This window comes from Planctopirus sp. SH287 (assembly GCF_056500625.1).
The window spans coordinates 4,445,321-4,469,339 of the sequence record NZ_CM151403.1 but is presented as its reverse complement, the minus strand read 5'-3'; the positions used below and the strand labels follow the sequence as shown (position 1 = coordinate 4,469,339).

17 protein-coding genes are annotated in these 24,019 nt (G+C 54.5%); 11 read left to right on the top strand and 6 right to left on the bottom strand.

All coding sequences use genetic code 11. The features are described 5' to 3' along the window. Positions 1–58: 58 nt before the first annotated feature. The 8 genes from SH287x_RS16590 to uppS all read left to right on the top strand — a co-directional run bounded on the left by SH287x_RS16590 (position 59) and on the right by uppS (position 11,874). Positions 59–841, top strand: a complete 783-nt coding sequence (locus SH287x_RS16590) for a DUF4114 domain-containing protein (RefSeq protein ID WP_479515499.1) — start codon at positions 59–61, stop codon at positions 839–841. A gap of 164 nt (positions 842–1,005) precedes the next feature. Next, positions 1,006–1,425 carry a TadE/TadG family type IV pilus assembly protein gene (locus tag SH287x_RS16585; protein WP_479515498.1) on the top strand — a complete coding sequence of 140 codons (420 nt, stop codon included), beginning with the start codon at positions 1,006–1,008 and terminating at the stop codon, positions 1,423–1,425. Between the two features lie 43 nt (positions 1,426–1,468). Then, positions 1,469–2,665, top strand: a complete 1,197-nt coding sequence (locus SH287x_RS16580) for a vWA domain-containing protein (protein ID WP_479515497.1) — start codon at positions 1,469–1,471, stop codon at positions 2,663–2,665. Positions 2,666–2,724: 59 nt separating this feature from the next. Beyond that, complete coding sequence (locus tag SH287x_RS16575) at positions 2,725–3,099, top strand: TadE/TadG family type IV pilus assembly protein (RefSeq protein WP_479515496.1); 375 nt, start codon at positions 2,725–2,727, stop codon at positions 3,097–3,099. 162 nt (positions 3,100–3,261) lie between these two features. Then, positions 3,262–4,515, top strand: a complete 1,254-nt coding sequence (gene corA, locus SH287x_RS16570; RefSeq protein ID WP_479515495.1) for a magnesium/cobalt transporter CorA — start codon at positions 3,262–3,264, stop codon at positions 4,513–4,515. 340 nt (positions 4,516–4,855) lie between these two features. Then, a complete protein-coding gene (locus SH287x_RS16565) occupies positions 4,856–8,548 on the top strand; it encodes a secretin N-terminal domain-containing protein (protein WP_479515494.1) in 3,693 nt (1,230 codons plus the stop codon). Between the two features lie 125 nt (positions 8,549–8,673). After that, positions 8,674–10,347: a GspE/PulE family protein gene (locus SH287x_RS16560; RefSeq protein ID WP_479515493.1), complete on the top strand. Its 1,674-nt coding sequence runs from the start codon at positions 8,674–8,676 to the stop codon at positions 10,345–10,347. 762 nt (positions 10,348–11,109) lie between these two features. After that, a complete protein-coding gene (gene uppS / locus SH287x_RS16555; RefSeq protein ID WP_479515492.1) occupies positions 11,110–11,874 on the top strand; it encodes an undecaprenyl pyrophosphate synthase in 765 nt (254 codons plus the stop codon). Positions 11,875–12,599: 725 nt separating this feature from the next. On the opposite strand, the gene SH287x_RS16550 is transcribed toward uppS, so the two are convergent. Further along, positions 12,600–14,027, bottom strand: a complete 1,428-nt coding sequence (locus SH287x_RS16550; RefSeq protein WP_479514981.1) for an IS1380 family transposase — start codon at positions 14,025–14,027, stop codon at positions 12,600–12,602. A gap of 146 nt (positions 14,028–14,173) precedes the next feature. Next, a complete protein-coding gene (locus SH287x_RS16545; protein WP_479515491.1) occupies positions 14,174–15,397 on the bottom strand; it encodes an FG-GAP repeat domain-containing protein in 1,224 nt (407 codons plus the stop codon). Between the two features lie 849 nt (positions 15,398–16,246). Here SH287x_RS16545 and SH287x_RS16540 point away from each other — a divergent pair. Then, the gene (locus SH287x_RS16540) at positions 16,247–16,795 is read left to right on the top strand and encodes a Flp family type IVb pilin (RefSeq protein WP_479515490.1); all 549 of its coding nucleotides are present in this window, start codon (positions 16,247–16,249) and stop codon (positions 16,793–16,795) included. 143 nt (positions 16,796–16,938) lie between these two features. On the opposite strand, the gene SH287x_RS16535 is transcribed toward SH287x_RS16540, so the two are convergent. Then, positions 16,939–18,327, bottom strand: coding sequence for a BBP7 family outer membrane beta-barrel protein (locus SH287x_RS16535; RefSeq protein ID WP_479515489.1), 1,389 nt, complete (start codon positions 18,325–18,327; stop codon positions 16,939–16,941). 667 nt (positions 18,328–18,994) lie between these two features. Here SH287x_RS16535 and SH287x_RS16530 point away from each other — a divergent pair. Continuing rightward, entirely contained in the window at positions 18,995–20,185 is a 1,191-nt protein-coding gene (locus SH287x_RS16530) for a serine hydrolase domain-containing protein (protein ID WP_479515488.1), read from the top strand. Between the two features lie 120 nt (positions 20,186–20,305). On the opposite strand, the gene SH287x_RS16525 is transcribed toward SH287x_RS16530, so the two are convergent. The 3 genes from SH287x_RS16525 to SH287x_RS16515 all read right to left on the bottom strand — a co-directional run bounded on the left by SH287x_RS16525 (position 20,306) and on the right by SH287x_RS16515 (position 22,327). Continuing rightward, on the bottom strand, positions 20,306–21,376 hold the full coding sequence (locus SH287x_RS16525; protein WP_479515487.1) for a DUF1571 domain-containing protein: 1,071 nt from the start codon (positions 21,374–21,376) through the stop codon (positions 20,306–20,308). A gap of 148 nt (positions 21,377–21,524) precedes the next feature. Then, positions 21,525–21,806: a hypothetical protein gene (locus tag SH287x_RS16520; protein ID WP_479515486.1), complete on the bottom strand. Its 282-nt coding sequence runs from the start codon at positions 21,804–21,806 to the stop codon at positions 21,525–21,527. Between the two features lie 170 nt (positions 21,807–21,976). Further along, on the bottom strand, positions 21,977–22,327 hold the full coding sequence (locus tag SH287x_RS16515) for a hypothetical protein (protein ID WP_479515485.1): 351 nt from the start codon (positions 22,325–22,327) through the stop codon (positions 21,977–21,979). 348 nt (positions 22,328–22,675) lie between these two features. On the opposite strand from SH287x_RS16515, the gene SH287x_RS16510 reads away from it, so the two are divergent. Then, on the top strand, positions 22,676–23,974 hold the full coding sequence (locus tag SH287x_RS16510) for a nickel pincer cofactor-dependent isomerase, group 22 (protein ID WP_479515484.1): 1,299 nt from the start codon (positions 22,676–22,678) through the stop codon (positions 23,972–23,974). Positions 23,975–24,019: the final 45 nt, after the last annotated feature.

The following is a 24,019-nucleotide window of genomic DNA, read 5'->3' as shown; positions in this document are numbered from 1 at the left end:
ACGGCGACATGGCGTAGGTTTCCGCTCGTTGCGGGAAAATCCTTACAGGAATTGTGTCATGTTCAGAGTATTCGGGCCGTGTCTGGTTGTTGTGATTACCTCCATGGTCGCGATGGAGCATGCCTGTGCTCAGGCGGCAAAGAATCCATTCAACCTGCCGAAGTACAGCGCCGTCCAGCAGGCGAAGTCAGATACCCGTTCCACGCAATTTTACAATTCGGTACGGCCAACATTTCAGACCTTTATTGATAAGAGTCTGAAGGAAGCCTCGCAGTTCAAGATTGCTCCCGATTATGTGCTCGACCCGACGCGCCTTTATCTCCCGCTCAGCACGCTTCAACCCGTTCGAGTCTACTTCCTGCATGAAGGGGCTGGTTATCGCAATCAGTTGGGAGTCTCGATTGTCGATGCCGGGCATGGTCGAAGCGGCTCATCAGCTCTGATTGATCCGCTGACCCAAGGGAAGCTGATTTTTGAAGACTCCTCATTTGAACTGACTCAAGTCAAAGACAAGAAGGGGAAGGTGACTTCCCAGTCAGGCGGCCTGGAGGCTGGCGATTTTGTCGAAATCGGACACATTGCCGCGGGTAAGCAGGTTGACTTCTTCCTGGCCTCCGACGGTGCGAACGGCACCAAAGCGCTGCTGCGAAACTTCAAAGAACTCAACTCAGACGGTCTGCAACACGTCATCGCGGTTTACTTCAAAGATACCCATCCCGGCTATGTTCTGATTGGTTTTGAAGACATCGTCGGCGGTGGTGACCTGGACTATAACGACACGCTATTCGTCGTTGACTTTGGCTATGACATCTCGATCGATAAAGAAGATCTGCCTCACTAATTAGCTATTGGTAGGGTGCATGAAGTTCCGACGTAATGCACCAATTGATCGAGCTATATCGAAGAACGGAAATACTGGTGCATTGGCATGCACCCTACAAGCTGATTGGCCATTGGTAGGGTGCATGAAATTCCGACGCAATGCACCAATTCACTGATTAAGTTATGCAAAAACTATCGCCTCATAACCGTCTGCAGTTACAGCACTCCCGCAAGGGAGCGGCAGCCGTAGAAATGGCGCTCGTGCTTCCTGTGCTCATTCTGGTGGTGTTTGGAACGATTGCCATTTCACAAGTCATCCACTTTCGTAAAGGGGTGGTTGCGGCAACCGCTGAAGGGATTCGGATCGCTTCCCGCCGGGATGTCAGCAGCAGCGAAGTCGATACATTGATCCGTCAGATTTTAGATGGGCGGAGGATCAATAGCGTCGCGGTCAGTATCACTCCGTCCGATATTTCAACTTTAAAGCCCGGTGATCTGATCGAAGTGAAAGTCACTGCTGACTATCAGGCGCTGGGTGTCGAACCACTTGGCTGGACAGTTCCTGCGAAGATCAGTTATCAGGCCGCTATATTACGTGAATAGCTAGTCGTTGCGAGTTGTACCTATCGCCTGGAAAGGCGTCACCATGCGTAGAGATTACACCCTGCGAAATGCGAATCGTTTGCGGCTGCATTCCCATCCGCGACGGGGTGCGATTGCTGTCCTGGCTGCCTTTGTGATGGTGGCTATTCTGGCACTGGCGGGATTCTTTCTCTCGCTCTCTTATGTAGAACTTGCACGAGCCGAATTGCGAGCTGCCACAGATGCGGCTGCCAGATCGGCTGTGATCCGTCTGGTTGAAACACAATCTGTCAGCCAGGGGCGGACAGCTGCCCGTACGGTTGCTTCGAAGTTTGAAGTCGGAGGTAAAGCTCTGAGTTTGAACAATAGCGATATCCAGTTTGGTCGCTCGACGCGACAAGCCAACGGGGCCTATTCATTTACAGAGAATGGAACTCCGACCAATGCCGCACGTGTGTATGGGCGAAAAACCAAGACATCCGCTTCCGGGGCGGTTGAGTTGCCATTTGGCAGTTTTGTCGGGGCACCCGAATACTCGACACAGCTTAATGCGATTGCGATGCGACTGGACTATGACATTGTCATTGTGCTGGATCGATCGGGGTCGATGGGCTGGGATCTGACAGGGGTGGAATATGAATACCCCGAAGCGATTCGCCAGCGCCCTTTTGTGGAAAACTATTTCAGTCCGCCTGATCCCGTGGGAAGCCGGTGGGCGATCCTTTCGCAAAGCCTGGGAAGTTTTTTGACCATTCTTGAACAGCGTCAGGTTGCTGCTCGGGTGGGGTTAGTGACATATGCCGGGAACTATACGTTCGGAAAGTATTCTTCAGTCACTGTGAAAACCGAAAGTGACCTGACGTCGGACTTGACGAGTATTCGCAACAAGATGACGGCTATTGGACAAGTCCCGTTGATTGGCGCCACGGATATTGGTGCGGGAATGACCACCGCGCAGACAATCCTGACGACATCCAGCCAGGCGCGCCTGAAAACCGGTCAGCCGATCATGGTCATCTTCAGCGATGGCATGTTTAACCAGGGGGTTGAACCTCTGGGCCTGGCGACCAGTGCTTATGCTCAATCCGGAACAATCATTCACAGCGTGACTTTTGGTGCGACAGCCGAAGGGCGGGCGACCATGGACGCTGTCGCACAAGCCGCCGGCAAAGGATTGAGCCTGCATGCCACTAATGCTGCTGAGTTGATTGATAGCTTCAAGTCGATTGCCAACGCCATTCCCATTTTGGTGACAGAATGATTTGCTCTGCGGGCCTGCATCAGAAAAATCATCGACATCAACGACGGCGCGGGGCGTTGATGGTTGAGTTCTCGCTTGTTTTTCCCGTTTTTATGACAGTGCTGCTCTTCTTTTTTGAAGCCTGGCGCGTGGTTCAATGTCAGCAAACGGTTGATCAGGCCACTTTTGAAGCAGCGAGAGTGGCAATTGTTCCCGGAAAAACGGTGGCCGAAGCCAAGGCCCGCGCGTTGATTGTTCTCTCCAGCACCAACCAGAAAGCGGCGACGATCACCATCACGCCAGATCCGATCACGGAAAAAACCGAACAGGTGACCGTGAAAATCGCCCTGCCCTTGAGTGATGTGGGGATCTTCTTTAAGTATTTCTCGTCTGGTTACATCATCGAATCGGAAATGACACTGACCCACGAGAATTCCCGCATTGGCCGTTTGTAAGGTTTTGGGTGGCAGTATTGCCCCGGAAATTGGATGGTCTGTTGATAAAAATGTGGTGTCATCGGGCAGGATTTTGTTCCTGACTGCTGGCTGGCACGGCTATCGTTTTCTCAGTGACAGTTGTTGCCCCTGACGGCTACGCCCCTGTTTCTGAGATTGATCATGACTTTGCCAACGAACGCCACTTCGATGCTTCGCCCCCCGATGCGGGAATCTACCGGCGATCTCTCCAAGCCGACAAATGGTGGCGGTCTTCTTGAGAACGGGGGGCGTCACCGGTTGCCGGTGCGGCAAAAGCGCCGGTGGTTTCAACGGGTTGTTGCCGCTGGCCTGCCACCGGGAACCATGGCCCTTTCTGATCAGATCCGGCCGGTGAAGTTGCAACTGATTTCTTACTCGCCCACGACATTTCAGGATACCACGCTGAATTCTGCCGCCGAACTCTGCCCACTCCTGGTGCCAGATCAGATCCATTGGTTGAATGTGGATGGTTATGGCAATAACGAACTTTTGAAAGAACTGGCGGCTCAGTTCAAAATCCACCCGCTGGCCATGGAAGATGTGGTCAACAATCATCAGCGGGCCAAGGTCGATAATTACGACAACCAACTCTTTATTGTCGCCCGCCGTGTCATGGGGCCACCCTTCGCCAGTGAGCAGATCAGTTTTGTACTGGCTGACAATGTTCTGCTGACATTCCAGGAGGACGTCGAAGGAGACTGCTTCGATGCTGTACGCGAGCGACTGAGAAATAACCGGGGGAGAACGCGCATCTCTGGCAGTGACTACCTGCTTTACGAATTACTGGATGCGGTCATCGACAGTTACTTCCCGGTGATCGAACGGCTGGGAGAAGATCTGGACGAAATCGAAATGATGGTTCAGCAGCATCCCAGCCCGCGTTCGCTCTCTTTGATTCACAATCACCGGGCCGATTTGCTGCAATTGAGGCGAGCGGTCTGGCCACTTCGAGAAGCGGTGCAACATCTGCTGCGCGGTGAGTTTCCTCAGATCACACGAGAAACACTCCTCTATTTGCGCGATGGTTATGATCACGTTGTGCAGATCATGGACATTCTCGACATCTACCGGGAAACCTGCGGCGATCTCAGGGATTATTACTACAACATTGTCAGCAGCCGTACGAACGATGTGATGCGCACGCTGACGATTATTTCCACGCTGTTTCTGCCGATGACATTTGTGGCCGGCGTGTACGGAATGAACTTTCGGGACATGCCCGAGCTTGTCCAGCCCTGGGGATATCCCGCGTGCCTGGCGCTGATGGCCCTGATCGGAATGGGCTTCCTCGTCTTTTTCTGGCGGAAAGGCTGGCTGGAAAATTTCGATCATGAACAGAAATCGCCCGCACGATCTTTCTCTCAAGTGCTTCCTGCGAAAAAAGATCCGTCATAATTGATGGCGGGCGGCAGTGAACTCACTCACGCGGTTTAGTGGAACGGGATCGCAGGAAGATCTGGTTTGAGACGATTGGATCCCTGCTTCCGCATAATCGGTTTCTGCGGCGTAACCCGCAGACCACCCTTCAGGTTGCGTATCCCGAAATCTTTTCTCAACATGCGAAGCCTGCCAAAATCCCCGGTTGCCGAAAAAAGGACTGGTTCGACCGGAACTTCAATGGCGGGGATCTGGTTTGAATATCTACGGGGATGCAACGACGCTCGTTTTGTGCCATTGGCATGAAAAAGTGTCCGCCTGACCATTCCTTGTCTGACTGATGAATAGAGTGCCGGGCATGATGATGTTCCGGAAAGGGTGTGAGATGGACGGGACGATTCCCCACAACAATGACCGGCGGCTTGCTGTCAGTCATGCGGAACATGCGACTTTCGGGACAACCCGATGCGCATTGACTCGCTTGTTTCTGGTCACAGTGGTTACCAGCCAGTGGCTGGCGGGCTTCAATGCCTTTGCTCAGGAACTCAAGGACGGTAACAACGACGTCAACACCACGGTGTCAGTGGCTCCCGCAGAAAGCACTGGCACGGTTCCTGTTGAGCCAGCCGCGACTCCGTCCTCTGAGTCAACCCCGCCAGTGTCCGCTCAGTCTGTGTCCGCTCAGTCTGTGTCCGCTCAGTCTGTGTCCGCTCAGTCTGTGTCCGCTCAGTCTGTGTCCGCTCAGTCTGTGTCCACTCAGTCTGTGACCACTGAGCCAGCCGCAACTGAAGCGGCGACGCCCAGTCTCCCCACCGTCAAAGCGGGTGACGTGACCACACCTACCGCAGTCAAATCACCTGCAGGAACGCCTGCAACAAACCCCACTCCACAAACGGTGGCCAGCTTTAACGCCGTAGCCGCACCGCTCCCTGCGTCAGAGGATCCCGAGCGACCCTTTTCCTTCAGCTTTCGATACGCCCCCTGGGCCGATGTGCTCCAGCTGTTCGCGACCAAAGCCAATCTGACGCTCGACCTGACGGAAGTTCCTCCAGGAACCTTTAATTACCTCGACAACCGCAAATACACACCCACTGAAGCACTGGATATCCTGAACGGATACCTGTTGCAGAAGGGATTCGTACTTGTTCGTCGGGATCAGTTTCTGGTGGTGGCGAACATTTCGAATGGGATTCCACCCAACCTGGTGCCCGATGTGCTTCCCGAAGAGTTGGAGCAACGCGGCAAGAATGAACTGATGTCTGTGGTCATTCCGCTGGTAGGATTGGATGCCGAGGTGGCTGCCAGTGAAGTGAAAGAACTGATCGGGCCGCAGGGGAAGGTCTCCTCATTGAGGAACACCAACTCCCTCATTGTGACCGATATTGGCTCAAATCTGCGACGGATTTATCGCTTGCTGACGGGGGATGGCGCCACAGGCAACCGCGAACTGACTTTCAAATCGGTTCCTCTGAAGCACATTACGGCGGCTGAAGCGGAGCGAACTGTCAGGCGATTGTTCGGGTTGCCATCGTCAACCGCGACAGTCACGTCCAGCGCTCCTGCTTTCGGTGGACGGGAAGATCGCAACCGCTGGGAAGACCGGGGCCGTGATGACCGCGGCCGGGGGGGGGATCCTCGTGAGCAGGCGCAACAGGCTTCTCGAACCACAACAGCCACCAACTCGCTGGCATCCAAGCTGCAAGTGACCGCAGAAGCACGTACCAATTCGCTGTTGATTGCTGCTCCTGTGACTCTGCTTCCAACGGTGGAAGAACTGATTAAATCCATCGATGTGGATCGCGGTGCCGATGGTCGACCATTGGCCGGTGACTCACCTGTTTCGCTGCGTGTTTATCAGGTGACCTCCAGTGATCTGACCCAGGTTGTCCGTACGATCAGCACGTTAATGCCCGGAACCGTGGTGGGTGAAGATGCCCGTTATGGAAAGATCTTCATTCAGGCCACAGAGACGGAACATGCCGAGATCGATCGGTTAGTGAAGCAGTTAGCCGGCGATGCATCGTCTTCGGTGGCAGTGATCAATCTGATCAAGCTGGATCCTGTGGCAGCGTCCAATACGCTGCGTTCGTTGTTCTCCAGCGAAGGGCGCGAAGCCCCCAGCATTGAACCCGATGCCTATGGCAGTCGCCTGATGATCCGTGGGACTCCTGACCAGTTGGCACAGGTGAAATCACTGTTGGCGGAACTCGGTGAAGATGGCTCAGGAACAGGCAAACGGACAACGGGCCAGGGAATGGTGCGATCGTTGGCACTGGGGGGACGTGACCCGGAAGAAATGTTGCCCCTGCTGCAAAAAGTCTGGTCATCAACAGACGAAAGCCCCATCCGGATCGTCGTTCCTTCCTCACGTAATCCTGTGAAGGAACTGAAGACACCCGGTGCCCGACGGATCGAACCCACACCTCGCCCGGCACCACGAGCCGCTGACCCCACAACGGCTCTCCCTTTCCGCCGGGACGAAGCTCATCAGCGTGATGAAGGACGCAATGCCACATGGGACAATGGGAATGACGTTGCTCCTGCCGTGGCGGCAATGGAACAGGGGACGCCCCGCCGGAGCCTGCTGACCGTCTCGCGAACCTCTCGCCAGCAAGCCGATTTACCGGAGACGACCCCGGTGAATGAACTGCCGGCGGTCGCTCTGGAAGATGATGAATCCGAAACGACTTCAGCCATTCTTCCGGCCACTGATGAAAATCAGGCTGATAAAGATGAATCTGATAAAGATGAAGCCGCAGATAAGGACACCCCTTCCAGTGAAGAGGCTGACTCTTCCACCAACGTCAACAACGCAAACAAAGCCGGCAGCAGCCCAGCCGTTCAGACACCTGCGGGAGTCTCAATGACGGTCAATGGGGATGAAATCATCATGACTTCTCCCGATACCGAAGCGCTGGATCGGTTAGAAGAACTGTTCGGTACGTTGTCGGAATCGATTCCTGTGCGCACCCGCTGGACGATTTTCTATCTTCGCTCTGCCGATGCCACAGAAACAGCCACCATGCTCGAACGATTGTTTCCCCAGAGCAGCGTGACAGCGTCTTCTGCCGCAGATTCGGGAGGCATGTTTGGCGGCTTCACCAGCGGCTTCTCTTCCATGGGGCGGGGCATGCTGAATGCTACAGGACTCGATTCTCTCGGATCGCCTTCGCAGCCCGTTCGCATTATCACTGATACCCGTGCCAACGCACTGTTTGTCTCCGGCCCAACCGACAAGGTTCGTGAAATTGAGCAGATGCTTGAGATTCTGGACGCTGATGAATTGCCTCAAAACGCTCGCGATCGTTTGCCACGTTCTCTTGCGGTGAATTACGCCGACGTTGAGGAAGTGGCTTCGATTGTCCAGGAAGTTTTCAAAGACAAGCTGGAAGCGCCTCAAGCGGCTCCCGGCGGTGGTGCAGGTGGACGCGGCGGACGGGGAGGTGGTGACTTCAATCCTCTTGCCATGCTGATGGGACAACAGGGGGGCGCCCAAGGCCGGGGTGCCCAGCGCGGCCCGGAAATGACATTGGGAGTCGACACCCGAACCAGCCATCTGGTGGTTTCTGCCAACGACAGCCTGTTTCAGCAGGTCTCTGAGCTTGTTGAGGATCTCGACACCCGCGCGAAAGATGCCCGCCAGACCATTCGTGTGATCACTCTGGATAAGGCTGATCCCGCCGTGCTGTCGCAGTCCATTTCCTCGTTGATGCCCAAAGTCAGCGTGAGCGGTTCCACACGCACCCGTCCTTCACGAAGTGAAACGAATTCAGGGGGAAATACACCCTCACAACCTCAACAGCAAGCTCCCAACCCCGATGACTTCCGCCGAATGATGGAACAGCGGATGCGGGAACGCACCGGTGGTGGTGGCACTCCCGGCGGTGGAGGATTTGGTGGCGGTGGAGGCAATACGGGTGGGTTTGGTGGTGGACGCGGTGGTAACACCGGCGGTGGATTTGGAGGCGGCGGTGCTGGTGGCGGTGGGCGTGGAGGAAACACTGGCGGCGGAGGAGGACGAGGCACAGGCGGTGGGCGAGGAGGCCGCTGATTCGATATCATCTCTGAAGATCAACTCATTGCTTCTTCAGCCTGATAGATCGCCTTCCACAAAAGTTCGTGCCTGGCTCTCATCTTAACGACCCGACGACCTCTTCCACGCCTGAAGACTGAATCATGAATATCGGTGCGACATTAGTCCGCAAAGGGGTCATCACTTCCGACCAACTGAAAGAGTTGGCCGTGGGGAGCGGTGCCCGTGTGGATCGGCTCGTGATCGATAAGGGGTGGGCTGACGAAGGGTTGGTTCTGCAAACGCTGGCTGCTGAGCTGGGCATGCGGTTCGTCGATGTCAAACACGAAGCTATTGACCGCGAACTGCTGATGCAGTTCCCAACCAATGCCGTGTTCCGGCACTCACTGCTTCCTCTGGGCCGCGACAACGGCAACGTCATTGTTGCCACGAGTGACCCCTTCAATCTGGAAGCCCTCGAAGAGCTTTCCAGCGTCAGTGGTTTTCATCTGGAACCGGTGCTGGCCCGCAAGCTCGATGTGATCGAGATGATCAAGGATCATCTGGGCGTCGGGGGTGATACGCTCAATCAACTGGTCGCGCAACGGGCAGCGGACGGAGTGGAATTACTCAGTGAACCGCTGGATCAGACCGGTGACCTGGAAGACGCGGCCGAAGCTGCCTCGGTGATCAAGCTGGTCAATGAATTGCTGGTCGAAGCGCTTGAAATGCAGGCGAGCGATGTCCACATCGAGCCTCAGGAAAACGGGCTGGTGATCCGTTTCCGCGTGGATGGTTTACTTCGTGTGCAACCATTGCCACCTTCGATCAATCAGTTCCAGCAGGCGATTGTGACTCGATTAAAGATCATGTCACGGTTGAACATCGCTGAAAAACGCCTGCCTCAAGACGGCCGCATCAAACTGAAAATCAAAGGCCGCGAGATCGACGTCCGCGTGTCGATCATCCCCATGCTTTACGGCGAAGGCGTCGTCATGCGTCTGCTCGATAAAGGGCGGATGGTTTTCAGCCTGAAGAACGTGGGCATGCCAGCCATCGTGGATACTCCCTTTCGGAATCTGATCAATCTTCCGCACGGGATTGTGCTGGTCACTGGCCCCACCGGGAGTGGTAAAACGTCGACGCTCTATAGTGCGCTGCACGAAATCAAAGACCCTGCCACCAAGATCATCACTGTTGAAGATCCCGTAGAATATCAGATGCCCGGCATCAGCCAGATCCAGGTGCATTCCAAGATTGGCCTGACGTTCGCAGCGGGTTTGCGCAGTATTCTTCGTCATGACCCTGACGTGATTCTGATCGGGGAAATTCGCGATAGTGAAACAGCGGAAGCGGCGATTCAGGCGTCGTTAACAGGTCACCTGGTCTTCAGCACGCTGCACACCAACGACGCACCATCGGCGTTTGCGCGACTGGTCGATATGGGCGTGGAACCTTATCTGGTCTCCAGCACAGTGGCCGGCGTGCTGGCTCAGCGGCTGGTTCGCAGGCTCTGCAAGCACTGTCGGCGCGCTGTGAAAGTCACGCCGGGAATGCTCCCCGATGATTTTCCAGAACCTGATTGCGAAGTCATTTACGAACCTGTTGGTTGCCGGGAATGTCGCGACATTGGCTTTGCCGGACGACAGGCCATTTTCGAGTTGTTGCTGACAGATGCGGAAGTTGGCCGGCTTTGTATTCGGAGAGCCGCCGCAACCGAAATTCGTACCCACGCCCTGACAGCCGGCATGGTCACGTTGCGCTACTCAGGACTTCTTCGCGTGGCTGACGGCACCACCACACTGGAAGAAGTGGATCGCCTGGCCAAGCGGGAATAGTCAGCTTTGGGCTGTCTATGACACACATCTGGCGGGTTGTAATGCTCACGGCCTTGTGGCTGTCTTTATACATAAATTTTCTCATTCCATTGAACAAGCGGCACGGCATTGACGCCATCAAGGGGTGATGACCAGATCAACCCACGGGAGTTCCGGCCTGGGATAAACTTGCTCATCGGAATGACTCCTTTGCGTTCTTCGCGCCTTTGCGGTGAGTCAAAGAATTTTTACCGCGAAGAAAAGAAGATCGCGAAGGAATTTGGAAGAGATCGAGTGCCGTGTCACGGCTTTGTCTTCGGGTTGATGTCGCCGCAACGTCCTCCGCTGTCGGACTTAACAACAGAAGAAACCCGAATTTTATACTTTGACAATGCAAGAGGGGAGTCGAACGGGATGGGGCGGGAGCCTGCCCTGTGACTTTTGGACAGTATCAACCCCATGAATTCCCTCGGCTGTGTGCCAGATGTTGAGGTAAAGGCCGCAAGGTGGTATGAGCCACCCATGCCAATTTCGTGGTGCGGTTCAGATGGCGAAAAAGTTGTGTATAAACGACAGCCCAGAGCCGTAAGCATGGCAGAGACAGGTCACAACAAAAGCATCGCTTGTGTGCGATGACTTCAGAAAAAACGGCGAGTGGCTCCATGATGTTGCAGAATTCTGTTAGCCTCTGCTGATGGATGAAACACCGAACTGCCCCTGTTTTCTCAGTTCTCAGTGGCTCATGCAGGATCGATCTTCCTCGCTCTTGAGAGCGCTTCCCTGATGACAGTATCCCACCTTCAAATCTCTGACCAGAAAAGCCCCACGCTGCCGCGACATATCGCAGTCATCATGGATGGCAACGGTCGTTGGGCACAGCGGCAGGGGCTGGAACGAATTGAAGGTCATCGACGTGGTGTTCAATCCGTCCGTGCTGTGGTCGAAGAATGTACCCGTCTGGGAATTGAACAGCTTACCCTCTATTGCCTGAGCAGCGAAAACTGGAAGCGTCCTGAAGCAGAACTCAATTTTCTCATGCAATTGCTGAGAGAGTTTCTGATCGCCGAACGTCCCGAGATCATTCGCCAGAATCTGCAATTTTCGGTGATCGGTCGAAGAACCGAGTTGCCGCAAGATGTTTTGGACGAGATCGATGCGACGGCTCACGCAGCTCGTTCACACACCGGCATGCGTTTGTGCCTGGCTATTAACTATGGCAGTCGTGCCGAGATTGTTGACGCCGTGCGATCCCTGGCCCGAGATGTAGCAGACGGGAAACTTGCTCCCGAAGCGATTGATGAGGAACTCATTTCCGCACGTCTCAACACGCAAGGAATGCCAGATCCTGATCTGGTCATTCGCACGGCTGGCGAAATGCGTCTGTCGAATTTTCTGCTTTGGCAGATCAGTTATGCTGAACTGTTCGTCACACCCACGTTCTGGCCCGAGTTTCGCGAAAAAGAACTGCATGCGGCGCTGGAAGCTTTTTCTCGTCGCCAACGACGATTCGGCGGGCTGAATCAAACTCCAACTAACCCTTCTCCCTGAGGGAGAAGGTGGCCGCAGGCCGGATGAGGGGGACGCGTGGCTCTCAACGAAAGGGAGCACACCGCAATCGACGAAATATGATCGATAGCTCTCTGAAACACCGATAGTTAAATCCCCTCACCCCAGCCCTCTCCCGCCAGCGGGAGAGGGAGTCATCAAACCCTTCCCCCGCTTGCCTGCCCTCTGGCGGCGTAAGCCCCATACGTGGATGAACAACTGGCCTTCATACGCCGCCCCAAACCCCGCGAGGGGCCTCTGGTGGCGTAAGCCCCATTCGTGGATAAACGACTGGCCTTCATACGCCGCCACGAACCCTGCAAGGGGCTGAGGGAGAAGGTGGCCGCAGGCTGGATGAGGGGGACGCGTGGCTCTCAATAAAGAGGAGCGTGTTGCTATCGAGGAAGTGTTATCGATAGCTATCTGAAATGCGTATAAATACCCCTCACCCCGGCCCTCTCCCGCAGGCGGGAGAGGGAGTGCTAACCCGGATATCTCACCAGGGCGTGGGGGTGGTGTTTTTTTGCTGGTTGGTAATCGGTTGGAGGGCTGGTGGGGGCCGATCGTTGGGGATTTCGTGATCGCGGAGCGGAATTGCAACGGATTTCCGGCGGGTTCATGGTTTTTTACTCTGCTCAGCGCAGAACTTCTCCCCGCTCTTCGCTGTCGAAACAGGTCTTCGACCGAAGAGGCCTTGGCAAACTCCTGATTTCTAAGCCATAGGCTGGTTACACTCGCAGAGGTGTCCGTTCCTGACGCCGGAGGTTGCCAAGGATCTCTCGGAACAGCGCCTGATACGGATACGCCTGCGACAACGACAGCACCACCCGTCGCACACTCACACTGATTCGTCCACCGATCTTGAGCAGCCTGGCCCGAATCGTGTTGACCTGAGCTGTCGCCAGCGACGTGCCTTTCAGGCCGAACTCCTTGAGCGCTTTATGCAGCACATACGCCATGGTCGAGAACAGCACCCGCAACTGATTACTGCGCATGGCGTGGGTACTCGTGCGGTCGGCGAACAGGAACAACTGCTGTTCTTTAATCCGGTTCTCCATCTCGCCGCGAGCACAATACAGATCCTCGTATAGCGGCCGGGCAGCCATGCGTCTTTCCGGCAGACTCGTCACCACGAACCGGGGGTTGCTCCCTTTCGATAAGTGCTCAGCCTTGCCCACCACCCGGCGGGCCTGCGACCAGCTTTTCCGGGTGCGATACTCAAAGTCTTTGAACACCCGGGAAGAGGCCTGAGTCTGCTCGAACAGAGCTTGCGCCTCGTGCAATTCTTTCCCGATGATGTTCAGCAATCTCTTGTTCTTGGCCAGGCCGAAGACATAATCCACGCGGTTTTGTTCACACCAGTGCAGGATCGCTTCGCGACAGAAGCCGCTGTCGCCACGCACAATGATCCGCACCTGAGGCCAGGCAGCACGCAGCTTGGGAACGATCTTCGCCAAGACCTCCACGGTGCCCGCACAGGCGTCGATATTCGAGGGTTTGAGTAAGGCCAGGAGCGGCCAGCCATCACAAAAACAGTACAGCGGCAGGTAGCAATAATTCTGGTAGTACCCGTGAAAGAACTTGCCAAGCTGATCGCCGTGAATGGGGTTGTCTGTGGCGTCGAAGTCGAGAATCAGTTCTGGCGGTACGCACAGTTTGGCCTTCATCCGAATGAAGATATCGACCAGCGTTTCCTGCAACTGGTCGATGCTGGCGACAATCTTCTTGTAGCGACTTTTCGCACTGGCTCCGGGCGGTGTGAGTTCCAGCCGGTTGAGCGTGCTCTTGCCCGCCAGCGGCTTGCCGTGATCTTGTGGATGGAGGCGATTGTGGCCAGTGATATCCTTTCGTCCACAGAGCAGCGCCAGGAGAGGATCATGGCGAAGTTGTTCGTGATCGTTGAGGTCTTCATACCCCAAAGCCAGCCCCATCACCCGCTGGAGCAGGAGTTCTTCCACGGTGAATTCAATGAGTTCTTCATCGCGATGATCGGTGAAACACCCGGCCAACTGGCGGACGATGCCGAACCGCTCTTCGACTTCGCGGAGTAAGAGCCCCCCGGCATCGGAAGTGATCTTCCCGCCGTCAAAATCAGCGACCACTTCCCGGCGATCGTGGTGCTGAAAGAGCAGCTGCTGCGTGTTACACTCTGTCATGACGAGACGTCCTTGTGCTGGCGTGGTGAGTTGTGTGGTAACAACACTTTACGCAAATCCAGGCGTCTCGTTTATGCTGCGCTGTGAGAAATCCGGGCTAATCCTTCTTTCTGAAAAAGAAAGGGATCACACTCCGTGATGCGTCATTACTGATTCCAGTAAATCACCACGTTGTGTGTGGCGCGGCCGCCTGTGATGAGATCGGGTTTGCCATCGCCGTTCAGGTCAGCGGCCAAGGCATCTTCCACGGCACAGCCTCCATCGTCGATGACATGTTTCTTCCATGTGGTGCCGAGTGATGCCCGGTTGTCGGGGGCCACATCATTCACCTCAAACACCATCAGCCCCGGCCCGTTGGTAAGGGCTGTCCCTTTTTCACGGAAGCCGACGATGACTTCATCACAACCATCATGGTTCAAGTCAGCCGTCCAGAGAGCATGGCCCTGCTTGAGTCCCGTCTCCAGGACAACACGTTTCCATCGGGGTTGAGTCGCATCCTCTGCCAGATAGACCACAGCATCGGTGCCGTGCATCGGTTCGATCGTTGCGAAAAATGGCTTTGATGTGTGCGAGAGCGGCTGATCATCATGCCTTTTCCCTTGAAGGATGCCGCGTTTCACTTCACCGGCTCCCTGGAGTTCGGGCTTGTTCCCTGTCGCTCCTGTTGTCAGTAGGCTTTTCATAAGCGAACCGTCAGATTTTTTGACCAGATGATGCACACCTTCCTGTGAAGCCGTGTATGTATTGTCGGCTCCGCTTTCGTTCAGGCTGACATGTGTGTGGGCGTGCAATCGGTTCAAGGTCGAGTCAATGGGAACGGGTTGCCAGCGATCTGTGGCGGGATTCCTGGGGATCTCGAAAGCTAACAGTCTGGCCCCTTCCTCGACGGATCGATTCAGAGGCGAAACAACAAGTTGCGGCTGACCAGTCCCCAGAATATCAGCAAACGACATGCGATGCGTACTGAGTTCTTTACCGATGAAGTTCACTTTCCAAAGTGCCTTGGGGTCGGCTTGGCGACTGATCCATTGGAGCGTGCCGATCTTTGTCCAGCCCGCACCGATCGCGAAATCAATCTGACCATCGCCATCAATATCGTGAGCAGCCAGACAGACATTATCACGCTCTGTCTGGTCTTCAAGAATGACATGCTTTTGCCAGGTGGGATTCTCATACCACTGGATGCGATTCTCGCTGACGGCGACGACATCGGGCCGATGGTCGCCGTTCACATCAGCCACACTGACGGCATAGCAGACCTTACCAATTTCGGGATCGATCACCTGTTTACGAAACGTGGGGAATTCGGCTGCCGAAGCAGAACCGGCAAGCAGGGCCAGGCTCAAGAGTGACTGAAGGGGGCGTGACATGGTGAGAATCCTCTGTGAAGGCGCTCCGTCCTGATGAGGGAGCTATTTTCGCGGACTCTGTGTTGTACCGCATTCCGTATTGGAAAAGACATAGGCAAGACCGCCTCGTTCTTCTGCCTGGCAAGAACCTGCACCAGCGATGGGGTGGCAAAGAAACTCTGCGAAAAGCTCCTCAAAAAGGCTTCGTGTTCAAGCTTCTTGACGTTTTGTTGTCAATCGCGCCAATTGCGATAATCGCTGCAACCCCGAGGATCGTTACAACCGCACCTTCGGGAGGATTGATTTCTCGTGGTAACTCATTCTGGTGGAGTGACTTACTGCGGCGGTTCCGATTGTAGCGATTCTGTGGATCCTCCCAATGGCACGCTCTGTGCTGATTACTCCGCCATCGGGACGTTAATCGTTCTGAACTGTGTGACGAGCGTGTGCAGGTGACCTGAGACCTCCTGAAACACGCCTTGAGACGAATGTCGTCCACGTCTGTGGCAAGCGTGGACGACTCCCGCCCGCCAGTCGCCTGGGGCAGCACAACGTTTTCTTTTCACTTTCGTGAACTGTAGTGAACAGAAAATGTGCCCCAGGCTTCTGCGGCGAACGGGACTTCGGCGTCGCCAGCACTTATTCCGGCGTTGCAGCAAACGCCATCAGCCACAAAGCAGCCATTAATCCTCAATACCTACTTTTTCGCTATCGGCAAGAAGACTTAAAGCTTCTGACGTACTGACGAATTCTCTATGCCGCACTTCTAGAGTGCCTGTCATTAAAGACTCACCGGGGTCATGCCCCCATTAGAAAATGAGATATCTACAGAGTTCACTGTTTCCCTATTGCCACGAGAGGATATTTGTTATGCGAGCTTTACTTCGCGATGAAAGCGGGTTCATTATCAGTGCCGAACTGGTGCTGATCGGAACCCTGGTTGTGTTGGGAATGATTACCGGCCTGGTCTGTTTAAGATCGGCTGTGGTCGATGAATTGGCCTCTGTCGGGGCCGCCTTACGAGGCATGAATCAGTCGTATTACACGCCGGCCTTTTTTGGATGCCGGAAGTGGTGGGGTTCCACCAGTTTTACAGCAGGCTCTTACTACCGCGACGTCAATTTTATGGGTAGTTTTCCGGCTGCCGCTGAAATTCAGGGAGGTTGGGGAGTCGGTGGTGGTGGTGGCGGTGTCATCACAACACCGAATACAGGAGCGGCAGTGATTGAGAATAACGGAACTGCTCCGGCGTCTCCTGCCCCGATCCCCGAGGATTGTGCTCCGCCTGTCGTCACTCCTTGCGATTCATGCCCGCCCATGGGGCAGGGCACTGGGGGCGGAACCTTTCAGCGTCTGGGGCCTGATGGCCGGCCAGAGATCCCTTTTGGCCCTTCGCCTCAGGCTTTACCACAGTTGTAATTGATAGATTAACACTTTGGATCGTTCTATAAAACAAGCACGTCACACGAGGCATTGAGTCGCCTGGTGTGACGTGCTTGCATTGTCTGTTGAACGGAACTTACCTGAGGGGTAAAGACCTTCAAGCCATCGTCGCGAAAGTGTTAATAGCGAATTTCGCCACCGACAGTAATACCATAGAGAAACATATTGGTGAATTTTGGGTCGAGGATCAGGTTCGATTGGGGAGGGTTCGTCTGATTCGTCGCATTGTAGTCGACGTTCATATATGGTCGGCTGACAAATCCTGTATACATCCCTTCCCAGCTCACAAAGAGTGAGAATGAATCTGACAGATGAACCTTGCCGGACACCTGCAGGTCAAGGATTGGCCCGAAAGTAGTGTCCGAGATGGTTTGGGACGTCAATGCTTCATTCGGCAGGACGTTCTCGTTTTGAAGCGTGGCCTTGTAGGAATTCAAACCGATCAAAGCTTTGGGTTCGGCTGCGATCGAGAATCGTCTCCCAACCAGTTCTGCTCTCAAACCGATCTGCGGCCCGTAGAAGTTATTGTTAACCTCGGAATCGATCGTCGTGGTGTAAGTAGGAGCCGCTGGGTCGGAAGGATCATCTAAGGTACTCACGCCTGTCTGATTGAGAGATTCCCGAAAATTCAGATAGCGGAAACCAACCAGAGGACGCACCTGAAAGAACGCGTTGGGATCAAAGGAATCGATCACATAATTCGATTCCACACCCCAGACACCAGTCTTCAAGTCGGCTTGATAGGAACGATTAAAAACTCGTAGCAGGTTTTCTCCGTCCACATCGACCGGGATGACGGGATACAATGCGTCAATAGCTCCGGGGCCAGAGGGGAGTTCCACCAAGCCTGTAACAATGCCGTTTGATGTCTGCAAACTGAAGACACTGGTTTCCAGGGTTCCGTTGCCGATCGGCAGACCCCACATACCGCGAATGCCGTTATTGTTATTGAGATCTATCTCATAGAGATTTTGAACGATCCCGTTCCCAATAAACCCGCCCGTGACAGGGTCATTGACCTCAACCTCTTCACCAATGTTTCCATTGAATCCAGACAGGTCTGTCCCAATCACCCGGTTACCTGGTTTGGAAATTGTCCAGTTCAGATATTCCAACCGGAAAAAGCCATGACGAAAGGTGTTCTTCAGCGCTTTATCGATGGGCGAGTCTTGATAGAGCCATCCCCCATCGTCGGGATATTGCTGATAGGTCGTGTTCGGCATATTTCCCTGGAGAAAGCCATCCCCCCCTGTCCCGTATGCGGGAGGAAATGGTGCCGAATACCCTGGTGGGCCATAATTGTGCCCATTACCATGAGGCCCATTGGGAACCATGCCCTGGCCGTATTGTCCGGCGCCGACAGGGCCGGGGCCAAACGATGGCTGAGCATAGCCACCGGGGCCATACACCATCTCGCCTTGGGGAAAGGCCCCCTGCTGAGCCTGGACTTCGTTCCCCAATAGCAATGGCAGCAGGCACAACATGCTGAGTGAATACCGAAGGGGCATGTTCACCTTCCCTGGTCGAGTGTCCACAGTAGGGTCATCCTGCTGGCGACGAGACAATACGTGGTCAGGCTTTTCTCTAGAGAGAATCAGCCTGCAATCCACGCGAGAATTCCGAATGTGTCGTATGTATCGGTATTGGCGGGTGGTGGACTTGCCGCTTTCCGGTCTGGCGGGGTTAAAAAACTCCGCCTGTATGAGTTGAATTGAATGTAGCGGCGGATCATGCCTTTTGCTCACCGGCAAAAACCGCCAGTGGGTCACCTGCTCTGGTTGCACCTGATATGAATCGCAACTTGAAATTACGTGTTGAGGATCGCGTAAACATGCTTGCCCCCAAAGTTGCAAGCATGGCACACAGAGCGCTATTTCAAATTGGAATGCGTATAAAGCCCCCACACCCCGGCCGCAAACGGGAGAGGGAGTGTGAAAATCTTTCTCCCTCAGGGAGAAGTTGGGCCGCAGGCCGGATCAGATGAAGGGTTAAGCATTGGCATTGGAAACACTGATGGTTCATCGGCTCTCCCACACTAGCTCTCTCTCACGTGGAAAAAGGGAATTTTCCCGGACAGTCTTTAAGCACTCGTTTCACAGGGAAACTGAGACGATTCGTCGAGCATTTGCCTTACCAGATGGCCTGGTTCAACGTGGGTGTCTCCTAGGATTGGTGATGTTGTTTTCCATTGGAGAGCAGCAAATGCTTTCCGCTAAAGATCTTCCTTCAGGCGAGGTGGAAAAGTCCATCCGAGCTTACGTTGACCAGCATCCCCAAGCTGTTATTGCCGCAACGATCATTCAACAGGGGAAAACGGCGTTTTATACGGCGGGAAAATTTGAAAAAGAGGGGCAGTTACAAGCAGTCAACGAACATTCCGTCTTTGCCATTGCTTCAGTCACCAAGACATTTACAGCCGGTTTGCTGGCTGTTCTGGTGGCTGAAAACCGCCTCCGTCTGGATGATCCAGCAAATCGATACTTGCCCGATGAGTGGCAACTTCCTCAGGAAGTATCCTCTGAAGGAACCCGCCAGATCACATTGCGAGAGCTTTCAACGCATTATTCCGGCTTGCCTGTGCAACCACCCACCATCGCTGCTTTCGCTCGCCAACATCAAACCGTGCTGAATCCTTACTCACAGTTTCAGCGGGAAGACCTCGCCAACACGATGTCGACCCTGAAATTGTCACATCCGATGGGTAGCAAATATCTCTACTCAAATCTTGGCACGGGACTGCTGGGGCATGCTCTGGCAAAAGCTGCCGGTCAACCAGACTTCGAGACCGCATTGAGAACGTCGGTACTGGCTCCCCTTTCCATGCACGAGACCGCTTTCCAGATGACGCCGGCGATGCAATCACATGTCGTTCCCACCTTCGATAAAGAGGGGACGCCGGCTCCCATGTGGGAGTTCGCTACGCTGGAAGCGGCTGGCGGTTTGAAATCGACCAGTCATGACCTGACTCGCTGGGTTCAACTTCATTGCGGCCCAAAACCAGGTGAAAAAGAAGTTCAAGCGGGCGATGGGCTTCACCCGGAAGAATCCCGCCTGGCAACGGCTTTAAGAACCACTTTGGTGGCGCAGTTTCCTCGTGAGGTTCCCGCCACATCCCGCAAACTCATCATGGGTTTGGGGTGGCATCTCATCGCTTTGCCGCCGCGCCCTGCTGCCCAGGGACAAAATTCTCTCACGGCTGATCCTGTGCAACGCATTGTGTTCCACAACGGGGGAACCACCGCATCGCGCAGCTTTGTCGCGTTTGCGCCTGACCACAGCGTTGGCATCGTCCTTCTGGCCAACGTTCCACACTCGCTGGATGACATCGGGATCTCATGGATGGCTCAGATGATGGCTTCCGATTGATACCGGGAAACGACTGAGGCCGGACGAGAAAATTCTCACCCGGCCTCAGCAACATGGCATCACTTGCGAACCACTGATCACGGCCTCTGACATGCGGGGAAGGCTGTCAGCGACGAAGAGTTAATTGCGGCGGAACCGATATTCTTCGTTGCTCGAATCAAAATCGGCCGTGGCCAACTGCTGGCGGAACTCAATTTCCGTGTAGCTATAGGCTTCTACCAGCGTGTCATCGTCGAGAGTTTCCGATGTTTCCCCACCATTTGATGGCCAGGAATAATTGCGGATGCAGACAGGAATCTTCCACTCATTATCGATCAGCGTAATCGTCTTGCGATAATCGGGTGATTGAGTCTTTGAAAGGTATTCCACCTGGAATGCCGTACAGGGACGGTCTCCAAACGTCTCGTTTTCCAGGAGGTCACACGAGGCGAGGTTATTCGATTTGAGATCAATGTTGTGGTAATGGAGGAGAAGTTTCGTTAATTCGAGCAGGCCGGCTTTGGTCACCGGGTGTCGGGATTCCGCCATCGCCAATGAGCTTTCAGGCTCTATGGAGAGAGCCGGCAAGCGGGCCTTCCAGCCACCAGCGTGAACAATCATCTTGTCCGAGTTTTCACCCGCGACATACAGCACTTCACGACCAGTGTCTCCTGTCAGCCACTTCAGATAAATACTGAACGGGGCATGACGAATCTTAACGAACATCGTCTGTTCTTCCGTCAGTTCACCAGCGACAAGTTCCTGCTTGGTGAACTGGGCGGTGTAATCAGGAACCTGCTGAAGATGCAACAGACCTTCGCTAAGCATCGCCACTTTACGGCGGAGGTTCACCATGTGAACTGGCTCAGCCTCAGCAGTGGTGGAAGGCTTTAAGGCCAGAGAAGATTCCGCTTCGGCAGAAATGGCCGAAGGATTTGCCAATGGCCCTGTTCCGCCAGAACTGGCGTTTGCCAAGGCGACACCCGTTTCGGCGTTGGCATTTTCCTGAGCCAGAGCCGGAGTGTTCCCGCCAAAAGACATTTTCAGTGGTTGTGTCTTTTTGACCACCATCTGCCGATAATCTGCACCGGCAATGGACGGGTCAAATTCGAGTCGGAGACCCACCAATGTGACAAAAGCCACTGCGATGGCCCCGCCATTGGCACGGTAAACGGATGGCAACGAAGAATAGTATCGGAAGAGTCGACGCATGCGCGAGGTGTCCTGCCTGGGATTCCATGGCCAAAATCGCGAAACAACGAAAATTGCGTCGGGGGTCGATTTTCAACGGCCATGAAGTTGGTCACAAGACGTTGAGCAACGAGCGGACAACTGGTTGCACTCAAACTGACATCAGCTTTCATCGGCCACAAAACGCGCGGACAGTAAGCAGACTGCTCGCAGCGGCTGAAAAGAATGCCAGACAGAACGCGATCAAGAAGTCGCAGAAGAGAAATCCCCACCCACCGATGAATGGGATCGGCTGAAGCTGCTGATCTTCACCAACAGAGTTTTTTTCAGCCGACTGAACGGCGCCGTTGCGACAAGCGATCCAGGCAGGAGAGTTTGCCATGCCAGTGGCAAACCCCCTCAAATCCTGGCAGATCACTGAACTCAGCCGCAGGTTCGTTGGCAGGTTCATGGCGATCGATCCCGCCCATGAAACACACTCACCCGGCATGGAGCATGCCGGGTGAGAGGAGATCGTCATCACAGATCATTCAACGTCATCGGATCGTCCGTCCCGAGAGACTGGACTGTCAACGAAGGGGATCTTCTGGAATGTCAGACACTGTCACTGCGAGACTGTGACTACGAGACCGTGGCAGCAGTGACGGTGGTGGTCATGAGCCAGCGCTCCTGATCCACAATCACCAGTTCCGCAGGATTTGATGTTGAGGGAGCGAGTTCCACTCCCGCACCTTCCAGAAGACCTGCCTGCTCGGATTCCGCAGGAATGTTCCCTTCGTTTCCGACAATGCGATACCACTGAAGGTGAGGCCAGTCACGGCGGACAGCATTCAATGCCGTCAAAAGTGCCTTGCTGGCGGCACCGGGCTTAAAGCCGCACTGTGCTGCTGCCTCGTTATGCGTGGCAAGCTTGTCGGCTCGCTTCAGGGCAAAAATCACTTCGGCAAGAGCATCGGCACGGGTTGAGGCCATGTTGAATCTCCAACGAACAAAAAAATGATAGAGGCGAGGAAATGGCCTTCCTGGCGCGGCTCTCGTCACCAGTCAAAAATGCAGTGACTCGTGAAAAGAGATCCGAGCAGGCTCTCACCTGCCACGAATCTCTCTCCACCAGCTTAATCAATTTTGCGGCTCATCTCAATGACTGAGTTCAGCACTTTGAATAGATCGTCATCTGGTAACTGGTGCGTGCGATCACTGTCTTCACACCGTTGAAGCCAGGTCCTCTTTCAATCAGCCACATCGTCTTGGCGGGTTTAGTGTTACCATACAACAACTTGCGTGAAACTTTCTTCGCTTTCGCGGTCGGGATTTGCTTCCATGTCATCACTTTCCAACACGGCCCATTTGGAAAATCATGCCCAACTTTTCCCAAGATTGGCCCGGCTGCGACAAACATTTTCCCGGCCACTCGAAGTCCATCTTCCCCAAGCCGTTCATCGGGAACTCTCCCTCCTGCGGCTGGATCAGAAGCTGGCTTGTGGCGAAACCGTCGCCATCACTGCGGGGAGTCGCGGGATTGCTTCCATCGATGTGATAATCAAAGCTGTCGTTGAATTCATTCAATCGCTGGGCGGGATCCCCTTCGTTGTTCCCGCGATGGGAAGCCACGGAGGTGCGACCGCAACGGGACAGGCGCAGCTTCTCGCAGATTATGGCATCACCCCCCAAACCATGGGTTGCGAAATCCACTCTTCCATGGAAACCGGGATTGTTGCTCACACAAAAGCTGGCGTGCCCGTGCATATCGATCGCCATGCGTTGTCAGCCGACCACGTGCTGGTTGTTAACCGGATCAAGCCGCACACGGGCTTTGTCGGAGAGATTGAATCGGGCCTGCACAAAATGCTGCTGATCGGATTGGGGAAGCATACGGGCGCGATGCTTTATCATCAGGCCATTGTCCGTTCCAGCTTTCGTGAAATCTGGTCGGAAGTGGCTCCGATTGTTTTGGAAAAAGCCAAGGTGATCGCAGGTCTGGGGATCGTGGAAAATGCGTTCGATGAGACGGCTCGCATCGCTGGTGTCCCAGTAGAGCAATTTGCCGTGAAAGAGGCTGAACTGCTGCGGCAAGCCAAAGCTTATCTTCCCAAGCTTCCCTTTGAGGAGATTGATCTACTCATTGTCGACCGCATTGGCAAGAACATCAGCGGCACGGGCATGGATACGAATATTGTCGGCAGGAAATACAACGATCACGCTGCCACCGATCAGGATGACGCCCGCGTTCGTCGCATCTTTGTGAAAGGTCTGACCGAAGCCACACACGGCAACGCCACAGGAATTGGCATCGCTGAATTTACGAACGACCGAACCGTGGCCAGCATCAATCGGGAAATCACCCAGATCAACTGCATTACCGCCAGCCACCCGACCGGTGCCATGATCCCGGTCTCATATGCAAATGATCGGGAAGTGATTGCTCAGGCATTGAAGACCATCGGCTGGATTCCCCCTAGTGATGCCCGAATCGTGCAGATTTCCGACACGCTGCATCTGGAGGACGTGCTTGTCAGCGAAGCCTTTGCAGCGGAGATTGGTTTAAGGAACGATCTCTCCCGCGTCAGCGAGTGGCAAGAAATGAACTTTGATAAATTTGGAAATCTGTCGGACGTGTGACTTGAGGCTCAGAGATTGATGCCGACAAGATGTTATTGATGAATG